Raw genomic sequence first — 17270 nt, forward strand, 5'->3', positions numbered from 1 at the left:
CCTTTCTACCTAAATGGAACGACTATTTTGAATAACAAACCAATCGTCAGAAAAATCATCAACCGCCTTTTGGATAGATGGCATGGCGAAAGCTGATTCAAAAACATCTGCTCCTGCTGTAACAGCATGCGCACCTGCAGCTAAAGCATTATTTACTTGTGCTACATTTTTAAAGGATGCAGCTAAAATCTTACTAGGAGAGTTCTGTCTATCAATAGCAAGAGCTAATTGACGAATGACAGAGTTTGAATCAATATTCAGATTTTCCATTCTATTATAATATGGAGCTAGGTAATCGGCTCCTGCTTCAATAGCTAATAATCCCTGAATAACTGTATAAATAGCTGTTGCAGTGATAGGATAGCCCTCTTTTTTTAGCACCTTTATTGCACGTAATCCAGCTGGAGTAACAGGTACTTTGATAAATGTATCATCTCCTGCTTGTCTCCGAATTTCATGAGCATCCTTTAAGATGCCTTCAAAATCTTGAGAAATCACCTGAACATGAATAGAGGGCGCAGAGCCTATCAATTCTCTTACATCTTTGATTCGTTCAAAAAAATTAATAGAACCCTCTCTTTTTGCAATAGTGGGATTTGAAGTTACCCCAGCTAGTGGTAAAATTTCAGACCACTTTTTAATCTCATCTAAATTTAATGTGTCAAGCATAAATTCCATAAAAAGAACCTCTTTATTTTACAAAGTATGCTCAGTACGTCCTATAATATCATCTTGGGTTGCCTTAGAAAGAACATTGAAGAATGCAGAGTATCCTGCAACACGAACAATTAAATCTCTGTGTTTTTCAGGATGTTTCTGAGCGTCAATCAACGTCTCTCTGGAAACAACATTGTATTGAATATGGTACCCATGTAAACGATTAAAGAATGTTCGTAACAAAGCAATTAGTTTTAATTTATCTTCTTCTTTGGCTAACGTTTGAGGATTTACTTTCTGATTTAAGAGAACCCCACCTACGATTTCATCTGTTGGTAATTTTGAAACAGATTTTAAAACAGATGTAGGGCCGTGTTGATCCATATTATGTGATGGTGAACAACCCTCTGCTAACGGTGTACCCGCGTTGCGTCCATCTGGAGTTGCTAATGTTCCACGTCCCTGCCCTACGTTGGCTGAGATAGAAGATGTTCCTGAATAACGAATTCCTCCAATAGGACCTCTTCCATAACGTGTATTAGGATATTTAGCAATTTCATCAACATAAATGTCATAAGCAGCAGTAACCAATTTGTCAGCATAATCATCATCATTACCGTACTTAGGTGCATCATGAATCAACATTTCTTGAATGACCTTACCTTCTTCTCCGGCATAATCTGTTTCCAGTGCATGCCAAAGCTGACTTGGGCTTATACGTTCTTCCTCAAATACCAATTTTTTAATTGCAGCTAATGAATCCGACAAATTTGCAATTCCAACTTGCAAACCTGATATATAATCATATACTGCTCCACCTTCTTTAAGGTGTTTTCCACGACCAATACAATCATCAGTCAATGCTGAACATAGAATATCAGGAACTTCTCGTTCCAATGATAAATCAATAGAATTTTCAACAATAACACTCATTCGTGTCAAATATCTTAGTGTTTTATCCCAAGCATTTTCTAATTCAGAAAAGTTCTTCATATCCTTAAAATGACCAAAGCTTGGTGCAAACCGTTTCCCCGAAGCTGGATCAATTCCATCATTCATCGTGATAAGTAGAACTTTAGGGAAGTTCATGTAACTCATACCTGTGCAACGATATCCCCATTTCCCTGGAACTGCCGTTTCAACACATCCAATGGCACTGTAATCATAAGCATCATCTTCCAATACTCCTTTTGCAATAAAAGAAGGAATAATAATCTCATCATTATTAAATGCAGGCATACCAAAACCAAGTTTCATCACTTCAATACACTCATTCATGAAACGAGCATCTAAACCTGCATGGTAACGTACAGTTAGATTAGGTTGCGGTAGATGGGTTTGTGCAACTGATTTTAATACCAAATAAGATAATGGGTTAACAGCATCCTTCTTATCTCGAGTCTGTCCACCAATTGTAACATTTTGATATAAAGGACTTCCTGCTGAAGAAAATGTATGTGCTTGACTGCGAACCTTATTAATTGTAATTGTCTTAATCCAAAGATTTGTTAGACGTTCAACAATGCTATCTTCTGTTTCTTTACCACTTTCTAAATCAGCCTTCATATATGGATACATATATTGATCAAAACGGCCATATGAAAGAGAGTGGCCATTAGATTCAATTTGTAAAATACATTGAATAAACCAGACTGATTGAATAGCTTCTGCAAAAGTAGTTGCCGGTTCATATGGGACTCGAGAGCAAATATCTGCAATCTCAAGTAATTCTTTCTTACGTTTAGGATTTGCATTTTCGGCTAAACTTTTAGCAAGATCAACAAAGCGATTTGCATATACTTTAATAGCATCGATTACGATAAATATAGAGTCGTAAAAATGATATTTATCAATACTTGCTGGATCTGTTAAATCTAGCGCTGCTTTCGCTTTACGAGCCCGCTCTTCAAAACCTCTTAAACCAAATTGCAACAGTTTCTGATAGTTAACTGCTAAGTGAGCATCTCCAGAATTCATCTTACCTTCCATACCGAAGAATCCTGTTTCCATATAAACAGACACTTCTTCAGGTAACAAGGCACCAGCTCTAGCACGTAAATTATTATTTTCCCAAAACGGAGCAATACTTCTAAGTTGTTCTTTTGTTTCTTCTGTAATATAGAAAACATCTCCATCACGCTTTTCAAAAAGATCCAACTCATTGAGAACAAATTCTAGCGTATATTCTGGAAAAATAGGAGCATCTTTATTGGAAGAAGCTTGATTTCCCGCAATCATAGATTCTTCTTCGATATAGATAGTCATATTTTCCAAAATTTCTTTGAGCATATAGGCGCGTTTTAGGACATTAGGTTGTTCCTTATATCGATCATAAGCGCGTGTTGCTAAAACTGCTCTTTCAGCATCAATATAAGGTTTTTTATTTAAAACATCTTCTCGATATTTGTTCATCCTTTCAGTAAGGCTGCCAAAATATTCTGTCTTGATTGTTGTTCTTGCTACTTCTGTATTTACCATCGTAAGCACCTTTCTTTCGAAAATATTTTTGTTTCTTTCGAAAATATAATACCTGGTTTTTTAGAAAATTTCAAGCTTTTAACTAGAAAAACTTTAACTCTCTAATTTTTAGCACAAATGTGTATGTTTAATGATAATACACAAATGTTTTTTTAGAATTATCATGCTTCATTCTGATAAGCTAAACGATCCTGTACTTTAAAGAATGGGAAATAAACTAATGTAGACATCGCTAATATCACCAGCTGAGTAATAACTCCTTGCCATCCACCAACCATAAATCCTGATATAATAGCTGGGGTGCTCCAAGGTAATGTAACTCCTGAAAATGGCTGCATGAAACCTGTTGCAATAGCTCCATATACTATAACAGCTGCAAGTACAGGAACAAGAATGAAAGGTACAAACATAACTGGATTCATGACAATCGGAAATCCAAATACAACTGGCTCATTTACGTTAAATATTGCTGGAAAAGCTGCTACTTTCCCTAAGGCTTGGTATTGTTTTGATTTTGCTGCAAAAAGCATGGCAACTACAAGACCAAACGTAATCCCTGAACCTGATAGAATTAAAAATGAATCTAAAAATTGTTGAGTAACAATATGTGCACCATTTTCTAATGATAGATTACCAGAGGCTAACATAGCTTTATTAGCATCAAGATTAGATAAAAGCAGAGCTGTCACTACTCCATTTACTACCGATTGTCCATGGACACCAAACCACCACAAAAATGATATAAAGAATGCAATTCCAATAGCACCATACAAAGATCCAGTTAAACCTTGCAACGGAACTTGAATAGCAGAATAAATCATTTCTATGAATGTTCCGCCATTAGTCAGTGACTTCGCTAAAATATATACAATCATAGAAAATAAGAAAATTACAAATGCTGGAATCATTGCTTCAAACTGTTTCGCAATAGCTTGTGGAACTTGTTCTGGCATCTTAATAACAATTTTTCTCTTTATAAAGAAGGTATAAATACTTCCTACTACCAAACCTATAATGATAGCACCGATAATTCCTTGGCCTCCAAACCAAACTTTACTAATAGCGTCTCCAATCGCCTCACCTTGTTTAGGGATATAAGACGATCTTAGCAAAATAAAGAATGCAGATACAGAAAGAACCCCAGCTGGCAATGCCTCTACTCCGCTATTCTTAGCATAAGAATAGCCAATTGAAAAACAAGAAATTAGACCCATAATCGCAAAAGTTCCTGAATAGACTTGCATAAAAGGCTCTGTCCAATCTGCTCCAAATACACTAGCAATACTTTGATTCAATCCTTCAAAGGGTAATTGCCCCATAATTAGGAACAAACTCCCAACTACTGTTAATGGCAAAATTGCTAACATACCATCTTTTAGAGCTATAATACCAAGCATATTCACAAACTTCATCATAGGTGCAATGATTTTTTGAACATCCATCTTTGCCATAATAAATCTCCTTTTCTTACCCACTAATTAAAGATAGGGCTAAATCTAATACTTTTTTCCCATCTAACATACCATAGTCCATCATCGGAATAACAGCTATCGGAATATTACACTTATCACAAATTTCTTTTGATTTATCTAATGTATAAGCAACTTGCGGCCCCAATAGTGCGACATCTATATTTGGAGCATAATCCGCTAATTTGGACTGAGAAAACGCCTCTATTTCTGCTTCAACTCCACTAGATTGCGCTGCAATTTTCATATTATTTACAAGCATACCAGTAGAAAATCCTGCTGCACAAAACAAACCAATCTTCACCATTATATTTTCCTCCTCTATGTTAATAACAATGATAATACTCTAGTATTATTTTTTATGAAGTTCTTTTCTCAAACTAATAATTTCTTTGATTAAATTAATCTCCGTCATACTAGTCATGAGATGATCTTGTGAATGAACAAAGAGAGCTGTAATTTCTGTCTTTGTACCAGACGCTTCCTGTGCCAAGAATTTTGTTTGTAGATTATGGGCTTCTAATAAGGCTGCATCAGCTAACTGGATTTCTTCTTCACATCGTTCACATGTACCGTTTTTTATATAATCTAACGCTTTATAAATATGTTGTTTCGCATCGCCAGCATATAAAATTAAACCCATGATAATTTGATCTGGAACAATCATTTCCATAAATTCCTCCTCATTTCACTATGTAAAAAGCTTTTTTCATTTGAAATTTTAAAATTTTCTTTTGTAACTATAGAATACAACTACATAAGAAACTTGTCAATCCAAAAATCAACAAATAAACAATTTTTATTTATATAAGCACAAATGTGCAATCTACTAAAAAGAAAAACGATAAACTGAATCAGTCTATCATTTTCACTCACATAAAATATTTCGAAAAGAAAAATCACCATCTTCTTCCAAAACTTTTAAAATGGTATTTTTATCTGTAATCAAATGATTTACTAGATTAGCACGCAAGACAGAAAGAATCGCAGATACTTTCGTATCACCATAAGCAACAGCTAAACTTTGAGGAATATTTTTTAAATCTTCCAAAGAGATTGCTATCGTTCTTTCCTGTAAGTTTTCATAGACTTCTTTACCTTTTGAATCAAAAAATCGACAACAAATTTCTCCTACAGTTTTAACTTTGGTCAATTCTTTAAAGTCATCCTCTGTAAGCATGTCTAACCATTGATGTTTTCCTTTATTGCTAAAATCACCAATTCCGACTACAGCTATATCTAAATCTTTCCAACTATTTTTCAAATCTTCAAAATATCTTGATTGCAAAATACCATCTGCTAACAATTTATTTTCTTGCACAATCGTTGCATTCATAAATGTACACTCTCCATGAAATTTTCTAGACATTTCATAAATCAGTGTATTCACATGGTATTTAGCGTGTATGTGACTAGGACCACCTGCTAGAGGATAGAAGTGAACATTTCGGACACTTTTACTGTGAATTAAATCTACTAAATTACTTAAACTTTTCCCCCAAGAAAAGCCAATTTTCATATTATCATCAATTAGATTCCTAAGGACGCCTGCTGCAACTTGAGAAATTCTTTCAGATAAAATTGTTGGATTGTCATCAAATTCATTTGGAATAATTTCTAAACTTTCCAGACCATATTTTTCTTTTACATAATTTTCCAACTTAAACATATTGGTATCAAAATTCTCTATTTCAATTTTAACAATTCCTGCATTCCTTGCTTCTGTTAACATTCTACTAATAGAGGTTCTATAAATTCCTAATTTTGCTGCTATTTGTGACTGATTTAAGTTTTCAATATAATACAGATAAGCAATTTTAGAGAGCAGTTTATTCCTATCTTGATTCATACACTTAACCTCTTACGAAACTACCTTAACCATTATCCCAGCATTTTCTAATGTAGCTATATTTTGTTTAGAAAGTCCTTCGTCTGTTATTACTTCATAGACTTGACTTAAAGCAAATCTTCTTACTGTACCCCTTTTATCAAATTTACTTGAGTCAGTTAGCACAATGACTTTATCCGACGCTGCTGAAATATATTGAACTACCTCACTGCGCATTAAATCTTTTCCTGTAAAGCCCATCTCTTTATCGTAGCCATCTGTCCCAACAAAAGCTTGACGCACATGAAAAGTCTGTATCATTTCTTTTAATAAAGGTCCTACAGTAACCTGTGAATCTTTCTGAAACTCTCCACCAAGAACAATAACACGACATGAATCATAAGCTCTCACAAAATTTGCTATAAAAAATGAATTTGTTACAATAGTGACATTTCTTTTTTGCTTGCAAATTTCCTCAGCAAGTAAAGCACAGGTCGATCCTGATTCTATCATTATGGTTTCATTATCTGATACCAATTTTACTGCTTCTTGAACAATTTTTCTCTTAATTTCATAATTAATTGACAAGCGTACATTTAAGTCATCTCCACTATTTAACACGGCATAGCCATGCTCTCTGTGTAATAAACCTTTTGACTCTAATTTATCTAAATCTTTTCTAATCGTTACTTTCGATACATTTAATTTTTCCGATAATGTATTAACGTCAATCTTTTCATATTCTGATACTAATTTAATAATTTGTTCCAATCTTTTCATTTTACACCTCCGTTTTATTCTACCAAAATAAAAAGCAAAAAACAACAAATTAAACTTTCGTTCGTAATTGTTTTTCTTTCGTTTTTGTGATAGGATAGACTTATGAAGAGGAGGAACTCTTATGGAAATATCTAAAGGAATTATTTTTAATATTCAACACTTTTCAATTCATGACGGTCCGGGTATTCGTACAACTGTTTTTTTAAAAGGATGTCCTCTGCGCTGTCCATGGTGTTCTAATCCTGAATCTCAAAGAATGAAACCTGAAAAAATGAAAGATGCTCAACGAGAAAAATTCACTTTAGTAGGTGAAGAAAAAACTGTAGAAGAAATTATTACAGAGGTATTAAAAGATAAAGAATTTTACGAAGAATCCGGTGGAGGTTTAACTTTATCAGGGGGTGAAATATTTGCTCAGTTTGAATTTGCTAAAGCCATCTTAAAGTCAGCTAAAGAACATCACATACACACTGCCATTGAAACTACTGCCTTTGTTGATCATGAAAAATTTGTTGATTTAATCCAATATGTGGATTTTATCTACACAGACCTAAAACATTATAATTCTATAAAACATAAAAAAGTGACTGGGGTTTTTAATCAAATGATTATTAAAAACATTCATTATGCTTTTTCTCAACATAAAACTATCGTTTTAAGAATCCCGGTTATTCCTGATTTTAACAATAGTTTAGAGGATGCAGAAGAATTCGCTACTCTATTTAACTCATTAAATATCGACCAAGTTCAACTACTCCCTTTTCATCAATTTGGTGAAAACAAATATCGTTTATTAAATCGGAAATATGAAATGGATGGAGTCAACGCACTTCATCCCGAAGATCTTATTGATTATCAAAAGGTATTTCTGAACCATCATATTAATTGTTATTTCTAGTTTATTTCCTTGAAATGCTCTAGCTATTTGCAGATAACAATCATCTATAATACATACTTAACTTTTCAAAAGGTTTAGCTAAAAAATTTTAGCCAAACCTTTTCTATTTTACCTTGCTCTAAAATTTTTAAACTGCTATACTTATAACAGAAAACCCTTCCAAGGAGGTAGCGGATGTCTCATTCCTTTAAAAAATCTCTCCAAAAAGAAATTCTCCATAGAAGCTCTATCGCAGCCTTTGTGACCTCACTCTTACTACTCATTTTACTTTTTGGTTTTTCCTATTTTTTACAAAAGCAGCAACTCTCCAAAGATACGAGACAGATTGTAAAACAGGTTCAAGAAATGAAAGAAGCAAATAATGAGCTCCTGACTACCATGAACCATAAAATGATTCTTGAATTTTTGGATGGCAAACACACAGAGCGAGAAGTCTTTAGCTTATTTTACGAGACAAAAGCTAGACTGAAGCTTAGTTCCGACCTCATTATTCTAAGCGATACAGGTGAATTACTATTTAGTACCAATCGAAATCATCAAGAAAGTATTTTATCTCCCTACTATCTAAAACTGCTCATTCAAAATCCTTCTCAAGATAAAGTTACAGAAAAAATTGCACTCTCTTCAGATAAGCAACATTACACACTCTTTATCAAACCACTACTTCAAAACCAACGAGTTAAGGCCTATACTATTGCTTTCGTAAATGAGAATGATTTCATTTCAAGTTTCCCAATGATCAATTCCAAATACATCATTACCGATAGCTTTGGAAATATGTTTTCCAACAATACAAATCAGTTTACTCGTTCCACTCTTGAAAAATTGGATGAAAAACTCCTACACTCTCGCACCCACTGGTATGCGAATGAACCGCTTATTGTTCAAAAAGAAAAAGTCGGTGCTATTTTTTCAATCTATACTTTTCAATCCTTCTTTCCCATTCCTAGCTTACTCGGTCTAGCCTCCGTCCTCACCTTATGTATATTCTTCCTCTACTTCTGGCAAGCGAGACGAATTGCTCATAAGATTGCTACACACAATGCTGTTCCTATTGAAAGTTTGGTTTATCAACTTCAAGAAATTCCTAAACAAGCAGAAAAAAGGCTTTCTCTACAAACAGGTGATGAGTTTGAGTTTATGGCAGAAAAAATCAACAATATGTTGTACGAATTAGATCAACTTCATCAAAAAATGTTGACCATAGAAAAAGAAAAGTGGATTTTTGAAAGAAAAATGCTGGAAGCTCAGTTCAATCCTCATTTTCTCTACAATACACTTGAGACGATTAAAATCACTTCTTTAATGGATGCAGATCTCACACAAGACCTGATTCAAAACCTCACGCGCATTCTTCGCTACAGTATCACCGATTTAGAAAAAGAAACAACCATTTGCCAAGATTTAAAGATTATAGAGGATTACCTGATGATTCATAAGATTCGTTTCGAGCACTTTTCCTATGATATTGTCTGCCCAGAAACTGTTGATAATCAGCCTATTCCTAAGCTTTTCTTGCTTCCTCTAGTAGAAAATGCTATAAAATATGGGATGCAATACCGTATTGATCTTCATATTGATATCCAAATTACCTTGGAAGCAGATTCTCTGACTTTTTTAGTCAAGGATAATGCCGGAGGGCTCACCAAACAAGAGCGACTCGCTATTTTAGACTCTTTAGAAAGCCCTCATACCCAGCATGGCATCGTGAACAGCTACAAACGATTGAGCAATTTCTTTTCTGATGTCCAGCTAGATTTAGGAGTCAATCGCCAAGGAGAAACTTGGGTCAAATTTGTAACGAAAGGACTAACTCATGTTTAAGCTCATTATCGTAGAAGACGAACACCTCATTCGCAAATGGCTAGAGATTGCCGTAGACTACTCTGCCTTGGGTATCCAAGTCGTAGGAACTGCCAGTCACGGTCAAGAGGGAATGAAACTCATCCAAGAAAAAGAACCTCATATTGTCTTAACAGACATCACCATGCCAATTATGGATGCTTTTATGATGTTTGAAGCCACTCGTACCCTTTCCTATGAAAAAGTTATCTTATCAGGTTATAACGATTTTCAAAATGCCAAAAAAGCCATGCAATATGGAGCAGTTGATTTCTTATCCAAGCCAATTGATACCAAGGAATTGACAGAATGTCTTCAAAACATTGTTTTGCGATTACAAGGTAGCACCTATCAAGAAACTCCTTTTTTAGAAGAATATCAAACTTTACTCACCTCTATCCAACAGGTTGATACACAAAACCAAATCATTCAGCAAATTATTTCCTTTGTCCACAAGCATTATACAGAGCATTTTACGATTGCGACTATTGCTGAATCTTTAAACTATAGCGAAAGCTATCTATATAAGGTTATCAAAAAAGACTTCCCCATGACTCTAAATGAATATATCTTACAATATCGTCTGAAACAAGCTATAGATAAGATGGCTGAATCTCCCAACTCCCCTCTAAGCGACATCTCTGATCAAGTTGGATTTTCAGACTATAAATATTTTGCCAAAGTTTTTAAAAAGTATCTCCATATTTCTCCAAAAGAATTGAAATCACTCGGAAGAATAGTAAAATAAGCTATTCTTCTTTTTGTAGAGAATTTTACTCTAATAGAATAGAATTGTCAGTTTTAAAAACGCTTACATTGTTTTAAAATAAACTTAAATAACACAACGGAGGTATCCATCATGAAAAAGAAATGGATGTATTATGCTGCTTGCGGACTAGCTCTTTTTGGTCTTGCTGCTTGTTCTTCTAATGAATCTGCCGATGGCGGTTCATCTGATAAAGGAGACGGCGGTTCGCTAGTCGTTTATTCACCAAACTCAGAGGGCTTAATTGGAGCAACTATTCCTGCCTTTGAAGAAAAATATGGTATCAAAGTAGAACTGATTCAAGCTGGTACTGGAGAACTTTTCAAAAAACTAGAGTCAGAAAAAGAAGCGCCTGTAGCTGATGTCATCTTTGGTGGTTCTTATACACAATATGCTACCCACGGAGAACTCTTTGAAAACTATACTTCAAAAGAAAATGATAATGTTATCAAAGAATATCAAAACACAACTGGTTACTCTACACCTTATACACTAGATGGTAGTGTTTTAATCGTCAATCCTGATTTAACGAAAGGCATGAACATCGAAGGATATAGCGACCTTCTCAAACCTGAACTAAAAGGAAAAATCGCAACTGCTGACCCAGCAAACTCTTCTAGCGCCTTTGCTCAATTAACAAATATGCTACAAGCTCAAGGTGGTTACAAAGACGATAAAGCCTGGTCTTATGTAAAAGATCTCTTCACACTTATTGATGGGAAAATCGGTTCAAGCTCATCTGGTGTCTATAAAGCAGTCGCTGACGGAGAAATGGCTGTTGGTCTCTCTTATGAAGATCCAGCAGTTAAACTCTTAAATGACGGAGCTAATATCAAGGTAGTCTATCCAAAAGAAGGAACCGTCTTCCTACCTGCTAGTGCTGCTATCGTTAAAAAAGCGAAAAATATGGAAAATGCCAAGAAATTTATCGATTTTATTATCTCTCAAGAAGTACAAGATACACTTGGTACAACCACTACTAACCGTCCTGTTCGTAAAAATGCTAAAACAAGCGAAAACATGAAACCAATTGACAAAATCAAAACACTCACTGAAGATTATGATTATGTCATCAAGAATAAATCAGATATTGTTAAGAAATACAACGAAGTCTTTACAGATATCCAATCTAAACAGTAAAAGAGGTTCACTATGAGTGAGATCAAAATTATTAACGCCAAAAAAATCTACCACGATGTCCCTGTTATTGAGAATTTGAACATTACAATTCCAAAAGGAAGTCTCTTTACCCTTCTTGGGCCTTCAGGGTGTGGGAAAACGACCCTTCTTCGTATGATTGCAGGTTTCAACAGTATCGAAGGTGGAGAATTTTACTTCGATGATACAAAAATCAATAATATGGAACCCAGCAAACGCAATATTGGCATGGTTTTCCAAAACTACGCTATTTTCCCACATTTGACTGTCCGAGATAATGTCGCTTTTGGTCTCAAGCAAAAGAAAGTTCCAAAAGAAGAATTGATTCAACAGACCAACAAGTATCTTGAACTCATGCAAATTGCTCAATATGCGGATCGGAAGCCCGATAAACTCAGTGGTGGACAACAACAACGTGTCGCCTTGGCACGTGCCTTAGCTGTTAATCCAAGTGTTCTCCTCATGGACGAGCCGCTCAGTAACCTAGATGCCAAACTTCGCTTGGATATGCGTCAAGCCATTCGAGAAATCCAACACGAAGTGGGAATTACAACTGTTTATGTAACCCACGACCAAGAAGAAGCCATGGCTATTTCAGACCAAATTGCTGTTATGAAAGACGGAGTCATCCAACAAATCGGTCGGCCAAAAGAACTCTATCATAAACCAGCTAATGAGTTTGTAGCCACCTTTATCGGACGCACAAATATTATCCCTGCCACTCTTGAAAAACGGAGCGACGGCGCTTATATCGTCTTTTCAGATGGCTATGCCCTTCGAATGCCAGCTCTTGATCATGCTGAGGCACAAGCTATTCATGTAAGCATTCGTCCTGAAGAGTTTATCAAAGATGAATCTGGAGATATTGAAGGAACTATTAGCGATAGCGTCTATCTTGGACTAAATACGGAGTATTTCATCGAGACAGGCTTTGCCTCAAAAATTCAGGTTAGTGAAGAATCAACTTTTGAAGAAGATCTACAAAAAGGCGATCGTATTCGTCTACGAATCAATACCCAAAAATTAAACGTCTTTTCTGCAGATGGTTCCCAAAACCTGATAAAAGGAGTCAACCATGGAACGTAAAAAACTAAATATTTGGACAGCCTCCTCTTTCTTCATCTTTCTTACCTATCTTGTCTTTCTCGTTTATCCTATCGTTACCGTGCTCAAGCAAGCACTTATACATGAAGGGCAATTCTCACTAGCTAATTTTGTCACTTTCTTTGGTAAAGCCTACTACTCTGAGACACTTGTCAACAGTTTCAAGGTTTCCATTACCGCTACTGTCACTTCCTTAGTTGTAGGAACCCTATTAGCTTATCTCTTCTCTATGTATGACTTCAAGGGGAAGAAATTTCTACAAATATTGATTATCATTGCTTCCATGTCAGCTCCTTTCGTGGGAGCCTACTCCTGGATTCTCTTGCTGGGACGAAATGGGGTCATTACTAAATTCCTGACAAATACCCTTCATCTTCCAGCTATCGATATTTATGGATTCAAAGGAATTGTACTTGTCTTTACACTGCAACTATTCCCACTGGTATTTCTATACGTTGCTGGAACAATGAAAAGCATTGACAATTCCCTACTTGAAGCCGCTGAAAGCATGGGGTCCTTCGGATTTAAGCGTATCGTAACGGTTGTTTTACCTCTCCTCGTTCCAACCTTACTAGCAGCTGCCTTGCTTGTATTTATGAGAGCATTCTCAGACTTTGGAACACCGATGTTAATTGGTGAAGGATATCGAACTTTCCCTGTCCTGATTTATACCCAATTCATTAGCGAGGTTGGAGGAAATTCTGCTTTTGCATCTGCTTTAGCAATTATGGCGATTATCATTGCCTTGACAATTTTCCTTATCCAAAAACACATTGCAAACCGCTACAGTTTCAGTATGAATTCGCTCCATCCAATTGAGCCTAAAAAAACTACAAAAGGAAAAATGGCTGCCATTTATGCAACAGTCTACGTAATTATCTTTATATCTGTTTTACCTCAAATCTACTTGATTTATACTTCCTTCCTAAAAACATCAGGTATGGTATTTGTCAAAGGTTATTCTCTAAACAGTTACAAGGTAGCTTTCAATCGTATGGGATCTGCTATTTTCAATACCATTCGTATCCCTTTGATTGCCTTAGTACTAGTTGTTCTATTCGCAACATTTATCTCCTACCTAGCCGTTAGAAAACGGAATTTGTTTACAAACTTAATTGACAGCCTCAGTATGGTACCTTATATTGTACCAGGAACCGTTCTAGGGATTGCCTTCATTTCTTCCTTCAATACTGGTCTATTTGGAAGTGGATTTCTTATGATTACAGGGACAGCTTTCATTTTGATTATGTCCCTATCTGTCAGAAGATTGCCTTATACTATTCGCTCATCTGTTGCTAGCTTGCAACAAATAGCGCCAAGTATTGAAGAAGCTGCTGAAAGCTTAGGAAGTAGCCGTCTCAATACCTTTGCCAAGATTACAACTCCAATGATGCTATCTGGTATTATTTCTGGAGCCATCCTATCTTGGGTCACAATGATTTCAGAACTCTCTACTTCTATCCTCCTCTACAATGTCAAAACAAGAACAATGACTGTAGCTATTTATACAGAGGTTCTCAGAGGGAATTACGGTGTAGCCGCAGCCTTGTCAACTATCCTGACTGTTCTAACAGTAGCTTCCTTGCTCTTGTTCATGAAAATCTCTAAAAGCAATAGCATTACACTTTAGTTTTCCCCATCAAAAACAGCCGAAAGGATTACCCTTGGCTGTTTTTTCTTATCTTGATATTCTTATCAAATCCCTAGTTCATGGCAAGCAAGTCTAGACTGATTAAATAGAGGCTTCCTCCATCTTCTCACGTCCTAGTTCCCGGTAACTACGGTCGCCGACAACCTCAACGCTAAACTGGCCATCTTCATATTCAAGGATCGTCACGCTACCATTATCGAGACCATGTGGATGCATACCATTGATCAGATAAACAATGGTTCCAATAGTCATTCCGTGGCTGACAACGAGGGCATTGCCCCCGCCTTGTTCTTCCATTTCTTTGGCAATTGCTTCAAAACCTTCCTTGATTCGGCTACTGAGTTTTTCCCATCCTTCAGCCCAACCAGCTGTATCGACCTCTACCAAACCCTCAGCCAGTTCAGCATAAGATAATTGGTGAACGTGGTCCACATTAAAGATACGAGGAATAATGCCCATGAAAAGATCGCCATCGTAGGCCCCATCAAAACTACCAAAACACCATTCTCTGATACGCTTGTCCATGCGATAAGGGATTTTCCCCTGCAGACCAAGTTCTTCAAGGATAATTCCCATAGTCTGAATGGTGCGACCAGAATCACTCGAATAAGCGCGCTCAAACTGTAGACTAGACTCTCGCAAACCGATTCCTAATTCTTGAATCCCTCGCTCACCTTCAGCTGTTAAGGGAGTATCGCTCCAACCTTGCGCGCGACCAATCGTGTTAAACATGGTCTTGCCATGACGTACCAAATACAATCGTACTTTTACCATTTTCCGTCCTCCGTTTGCTTCTATTATATCATGGATAATAAAACAAAAGCCACCCAGACAGGCGACTTTTGCAGGAGATTATTATGAAAAAGTTTAGGAGTTCTATTAAATAAAGATATTAGATGAAAATCAAATTCAAACTAAATCAGAGTTATCTGTTTCAAATAATATTAGGAGGTCTTTATTTAATGATTATAGTATACACACCTAACCTTAAATAGAACTTAAAATTTCTCCTATTTTCTTAATTTTTAAAACTATGAATTGGTGCTGGGATTTGTCCTCCACGAGAGATGAAATCAACAGACGAAGCCCCATTGACTTTCATAACTGGTGCAGTTCCTAATAGCCCACCAAACTCAATCATATCTCCTTCTTTTCCTTTTGGAATGATACGAACAGCCGTTGTCTTCATGTTAATGACACCAATTGCCGCTTCATCTGCAATCATAGCCGCAATGGTTTCAGCAGGTGTATCCTCCGGAATGGCAATCATATCCAAACCAACAGAACAGATAGCCGTCATAGCTTCTAGTTTTTCCAGATTAAGGGAGCCATTTTGCACTGCAGCAATCATCCCCTCATCCTCGGAAACAGGAATAAAGGCACCAGACAAACCACCGACTTGGTTGCAGGCCATCACTCCACCCTTCTTAACTTGGTCGTTCAAGAGTGCCAAGGCAGCCGTCGTCCCATGCGTTCCAACTGTTTCTAGCCCCATTTCCTCAAGGACACGTGCAACAGAATCTCCAACCGCAGGAGTTGGCGCCAAACTCAAGTCCACAATACCAAACTCCACACCCAGTCTCTCACTGGCCATTTGACCAACCAATTGACCGATACGAGTGATTTTAAAGGCAGTTTTTTTAACTGTTTCGGCTACTACATCAAAGCTCTGTCCACGAACTTTTTCCAAGGCACGTTTCACCACACCAGGACCAGAAACCCCGACGTTGATGATAACATCAGCTTCCCCAACACCGTGGAAGGCACCTGCCATAAACGGATTGTCCTCAACAGCATTAGCAAATACAACCAACTTAGCTGCACCCATATCAGATAAATTAGCCGTTTCCTTGATAACTCGTCCCATATCTGCGACAGCCGTCATATTGATACCAGACTTGGTTGAGCCGATATTGACTGACGAGCAGACCTTGTCCGTTTCAGCCAAAGCACGAGGAATAGAATTGATAAGAATCTCATCTCCCTTTTGGTACCCCTTTTGTACCAAGGCAGAGAAACCACCAATAAAATCCACACCGATTTCTTTCGCAGCCTTATCAAGCGCTTTTGCCAGAACCACGTAGTCCGTCGCATCTGTCGCGGCCCCTATCAGAGAAATAGGAGTCACCGATACACGCTTATTAACGATAGGAATTCCCAACTCAGCTGCAATTTCATCACCAACAGCTACTAAATTTGCTGCCTTGGTCGTAATCTTTTGATAAACTTTCTCCGCGGCACGATTGATATCTGGATCGATACAGTCCAACAGGGAAATTCCCATGGTAATGGTTCTAATATCAAAGTTTTGCTCCTCAATCATGGCGATGGTTTCAGTAACTTGTCTAATATCCATGATAACCTCCTAGATATTATACATAGCTTCGAAAATCGCTGCACTCTGAATATTGATTTTCACATTCAAAGTTTGCCCAAAAGCTTCAAATTCATTACGAAGATAAGTGAAATCTTGTTTTTCATCACTAGAGACGACAGCCATCATCGTGAAATATTCATCCAAGACAGTTTGAGAGATATCATCAATATTCAAACCCAATTCTGCAATTTTACCAGAAACACCTGCAACAATTCCAGATTTATCTTTACCAACAACAGTTATAATCGCTTTCATAAGCAAA

16 protein-coding genes are annotated in these 17270 nt (G+C 36.6%); 6 read left to right on the forward strand and 10 right to left on the reverse strand.

Translation table 11 applies throughout. From position 1 onward, the window contains the following. Positions 1 to 9: 9 nt before the first annotated feature. The 7 genes from AC6I9F_RS08900 to AC6I9F_RS08930 form a co-directional block, all read right to left on the reverse strand. On the reverse strand, positions 10 to 678 hold the full coding sequence (locus tag AC6I9F_RS08900; RefSeq protein ID WP_498021755.1) for a fructose-6-phosphate aldolase: 669 nt from the start codon (positions 676 to 678) through the stop codon (positions 10 to 12). Between the two features lie 18 nt (positions 679 to 696). Continuing rightward, entirely contained in the window at positions 697 to 3135 is a 2439-nt protein-coding gene (locus AC6I9F_RS08905) for a glycyl radical protein (RefSeq protein ID WP_000248298.1), read from the reverse strand. A gap of 161 nt (positions 3136 to 3296) precedes the next feature. After that, on the reverse strand, positions 3297 to 4586 hold the full coding sequence (locus AC6I9F_RS08910) for a PTS sugar transporter subunit IIC (protein WP_498021757.1): 1290 nt from the start codon (positions 4584 to 4586) through the stop codon (positions 3297 to 3299). A 16-nt stretch (positions 4587 to 4602) separates the two neighbouring features. Next, positions 4603 to 4911 (reverse strand): PTS sugar transporter subunit IIB, encoded by a 309-nt coding sequence (locus tag AC6I9F_RS08915; protein WP_498021759.1) that lies wholly within the window; start codon positions 4909 to 4911, stop codon positions 4603 to 4605. 45 nt (positions 4912 to 4956) lie between these two features. Beyond that, entirely contained in the window at positions 4957 to 5277 is a 321-nt protein-coding gene (locus AC6I9F_RS08920; protein ID WP_000425250.1) for a PTS lactose/cellobiose transporter subunit IIA, read from the reverse strand. Positions 5278 to 5472: 195 nt separating this feature from the next. Further along, entirely contained in the window at positions 5473 to 6453 is a 981-nt protein-coding gene (locus AC6I9F_RS08925; protein WP_001070837.1) for a sugar-binding transcriptional regulator, read from the reverse strand. 12 nt (positions 6454 to 6465) lie between these two features. Further along, positions 6466 to 7212, reverse strand: a complete 747-nt coding sequence (locus tag AC6I9F_RS08930) for a DeoR/GlpR family DNA-binding transcription regulator (RefSeq protein ID WP_176139451.1) — start codon at positions 7210 to 7212, stop codon at positions 6466 to 6468. A gap of 121 nt (positions 7213 to 7333) precedes the next feature. Here AC6I9F_RS08930 and AC6I9F_RS08935 point away from each other — a divergent pair, with 121 nt between their 5' ends. From AC6I9F_RS08935 to AC6I9F_RS08960, 6 genes are all read left to right on the forward strand, one after another. Then, positions 7334 to 8110: a glycyl-radical enzyme activating protein gene (locus tag AC6I9F_RS08935; protein WP_000406173.1), complete on the forward strand. Its 777-nt coding sequence runs from the start codon at positions 7334 to 7336 to the stop codon at positions 8108 to 8110. 174 nt (positions 8111 to 8284) lie between these two features. Next, positions 8285 to 9934, forward strand: coding sequence for a sensor histidine kinase (locus AC6I9F_RS08940; RefSeq protein ID WP_498021764.1), 1650 nt, complete (start codon positions 8285 to 8287; stop codon positions 9932 to 9934). Further along, entirely contained in the window at positions 9927 to 10700 is a 774-nt protein-coding gene (locus AC6I9F_RS08945; RefSeq protein WP_498021766.1) for a response regulator transcription factor, read from the forward strand. Before AC6I9F_RS08940 ends, AC6I9F_RS08945 begins: the two co-directional genes overlap by 8 nt. Before the next feature lie 111 nt (positions 10701 to 10811). Then, positions 10812 to 11858, forward strand: coding sequence for an ABC transporter substrate-binding protein (locus tag AC6I9F_RS08950; RefSeq protein ID WP_000731166.1), 1047 nt, complete (start codon positions 10812 to 10814; stop codon positions 11856 to 11858). Positions 11859 to 11870: 12 nt separating this feature from the next. Continuing rightward, positions 11871 to 12962, forward strand: a complete 1092-nt coding sequence (locus AC6I9F_RS08955) for an ABC transporter ATP-binding protein (protein WP_164226674.1) — start codon at positions 11871 to 11873, stop codon at positions 12960 to 12962. Then, positions 12952 to 14610 (forward strand): ABC transporter permease, encoded by a 1659-nt coding sequence (locus AC6I9F_RS08960; protein ID WP_498021769.1) that lies wholly within the window; start codon positions 12952 to 12954, stop codon positions 14608 to 14610. Before AC6I9F_RS08955 ends, AC6I9F_RS08960 begins: the two co-directional genes overlap by 11 nt. Before the next feature lie 102 nt (positions 14611 to 14712). Here AC6I9F_RS08960 and AC6I9F_RS08965 read toward each other — a convergent pair whose 3' ends face one another. From AC6I9F_RS08965 to AC6I9F_RS08975, 3 genes are all read right to left on the reverse strand, one after another. Continuing rightward, a complete protein-coding gene (locus AC6I9F_RS08965; protein WP_498021771.1) occupies positions 14713 to 15405 on the reverse strand; it encodes a histidine phosphatase family protein in 693 nt (230 codons plus the stop codon). A 244-nt stretch (positions 15406 to 15649) separates the two neighbouring features. Next, positions 15650 to 16987 (reverse strand): PFL family protein, encoded by a 1338-nt coding sequence (locus AC6I9F_RS08970; RefSeq protein ID WP_498021773.1) that lies wholly within the window; start codon positions 16985 to 16987, stop codon positions 15650 to 15652. 9 nt (positions 16988 to 16996) lie between these two features. Then, complete coding sequence (locus AC6I9F_RS08975) at positions 16997 to 17263, reverse strand: ACT domain-containing protein (protein WP_000644124.1); 267 nt, start codon at positions 17261 to 17263, stop codon at positions 16997 to 16999. Positions 17264 to 17270 lie beyond the last annotated feature (7 nt).

This window comes from Streptococcus nakanonensis, from assembly GCF_059738785.1.